Origin of the sequence: Arthrobacter sp. UYEF3 (genome assembly GCF_040546245.1) — a bacterium.
Classification (GTDB): Bacteria; Actinomycetota; Actinomycetes; order Actinomycetales; family Micrococcaceae; genus Arthrobacter.
In genome coordinates, this window is record NZ_JBEPNK010000056.1 from 1 (window position 1) to 2520 (window position 2520).

Sequence of the window (2520 nt, forward strand, 5' to 3'; positions counted from 1 at the left end):
CAGTGGCTCCCAACCACACCACCACTGGCTCTCTTCCGCACGATCGCTGGCTCTGAACCGCACGATCGGGTGGCTCTCAAGGCATCAAATACTCACTCCTGACATGGGGGTTTCGGGGGCTGGCCGGGTTTCCCGGATTGGCGGGGATTTTGCGGGTCCAGGGTCTTTTAATCCTGCCCGCAGTGTCATATAATTAGGGGGAGATTCTATTGGGTTCCGGGAGGTGGGAAGATGGGCTGGATGACCGCGCAGCCGCCCCTTCCCCTGTGTCCGCCCGAGGCGGTGGAGCTTGGGGCCGCCGCCGTCCTGGAAGACGAAACCGGCGGCCGGGTCTACCTCTTCGGGGTACTGTCCTTCCAGTGGGACGCCGGGGACGAGACGGGGAAGCGGCTGGCCGCGGTACAGCTGCTCAGGCTCAAGGCCGCCCCGGTGGCGCAGGTCGCCGCGGCGTTCGGCGCCGCCCCGGGCACCGCGTGGCGGTGGCGGAAGGACTACCAGGCCGGCGGGACCGCGGCCCTGGTCCCGGAGAAACCCGGCCCGAGGGGCCCCTCCCGGCTCACGGACACCGTGGTCGCCGAGATCCTCCGGCGCCGGGCGGACGGGCAGTCCCTGCGCGCGATCGGCGCCGCGACCGGGCTGTCCACGACCACCGTGATGCGCGCCCTAGAACCCGCGGAAACCGCCGCCGGGCAGGCCGTGCCGGAGGCAGAACAGCCGCAGTACCCCGTGCACGGTGGGCAGCTTCCGGGGCAGGAGGCCCTGGATCTGCCGGTGCTCCCGGCGCCGGCGGACCGCATGGGTGAGCGCGCCGCAGCCCGGACCGGACTGATGTCCCATGCGGAGCCGGTGTTCGCCCCGGCCGCCCGGGTCCCGCTGGCCGGACTGTTCCTGGCCCTGCCGGCCCTGGCGTCGACCGGGCTCCTCCCCTGCGCGAACGAGGTTTACCGGCAGTTGGCCCCGGGGTTCTACGGGCTGGAGACAGTGCTGCTGGATGCGGTGTTCCGCGCCCTGGCCGGCGAACCCCGCGCCGGGGGCGGGACCCGGTTCGACCCGCACGCCCTGGGCCGGATCCTGGGGATGGACCGCGCCCCGGAGGTCAAAACCATCCGCCGCAAATTCGCTGCCCTCGCCGAAACGGGGAAAGCCGCTGAGCTGATCACGGCGATGGCCTCCCGCCACCTCTCCGGCAGCGGCCCGGACGGGGAGGACCTGGCGGCTTTGCTGTACGTGGACGGGCACGTGCGCGCCTACCATGGCACCCGGAAGATCGCGAAGCAGCATTCCACCCGGTTGAAGTTCCCGGCCCCGGCCACCCTGGAGACCTGGGTCAGTGACGCGGCCGGGGACCCGGTCATGGTCGTCCTGGCCGAACCCGGGGCCTCCCTGGCGATGGAGCTGCGCCGGCTGCTGCCCACCCTGCGGGACATTGTCGGCAATGACAGGCGGGTCCTCGTCGGGTTCGACCGCGGCGGCTGGTCCCCGGCCCTCTTCAAACACATGGCCGACAAAGGCTTCGACACCCTGACCTGGCGCAAGGGAACCGCCGAGGACCTCGGCGCGGAGCTTTTCGGCACTGTGACGTTCACCGATCCGGAGACCGGGCTGGCCCACGCATGGGAGGCCGCCGACGCCCTGGTGGACCTGCCCGTCGGGGAGAAGAAGAACGCTGAAGTCTTCGGCATGCGCCAGATCACCCGGCTGATCGACAACGGTAAGGGTGCCGTGCGCCAGATCCACCTGCTCACCACCCGCACCGACCTCACACCCGGGGAACTGCTGTTCCGGATGGGCTCGCGCTGGCGGCAGGAAAACCACTTCCGCTACGCGCGCCTGCACTTCGACCTGGACTCCCAGGACGCCTACGCCGTCAGTGACGATGACGCCGAACGCATGGTGCCGAACCCGGCGAAGAAGATTGCCCACACCACAGTGGTGTCCGTGACGGCCCGCCATGCCGCGGCGAAGGCCGCCACCGACGCGGCCCTGCTCACCGCCCGCACCCCCGCTACCGGCCAAGGGTCCGTGCTCATCACGAACGAGGCCTACAACCTGCTCACCGCACCACTGCGTCAGGCGGAACAGGACCTGGACAACGCGCAGGCCGCCCACCGGGCCGTGCCGGCCCGGCTTCGGCTCGGGGACATCGCCCCCGCGCAGAAGATCCTGGACACCGAAACCAAGCTGCTCACCCACGCGGTGAAGATCGCCGCGTTCAACACAGTCACCGCCCTCGCCCGCGACGTCCGGATGAACACCGGCTACGCCCGCGCCGCCGACGAGGCCCACGCCCTCATCCGGCAGATGCTTGTCCGGCCCGGCGATATCCGGCCCGCCGGCGGCCACCTCGAGATCACCCTGGACCCGCTGCCAACCGCCCGCGCCACGAAGGCCGCCGCCGAACTCTGCGACCATCTCACCGCCACCGAAACCGTCTACCCCGGCACCAGCCTGGTACTGCAGTTCGGCATCAAAAACCGCCACTGACATCACACCGAATATGTGACCATGTCAGGAGCCCTG

At 70.2% G+C, this 2520-nt stretch carries 1 protein-coding gene; it reads left to right on the forward strand.

Annotated features, from left to right (window positions below; translation table 11 throughout):
* Nucleotides 1–240 precede the first annotated feature (240 nt).
* Complete coding sequence (locus ABIB14_RS18630; protein ID WP_354237382.1) at nucleotides 241–2484, forward strand: helix-turn-helix domain-containing protein; 2244 nt, start codon at nucleotides 241–243, stop codon at nucleotides 2482–2484.
* Nucleotides 2485–2520: the final 36 nt, after the last annotated feature.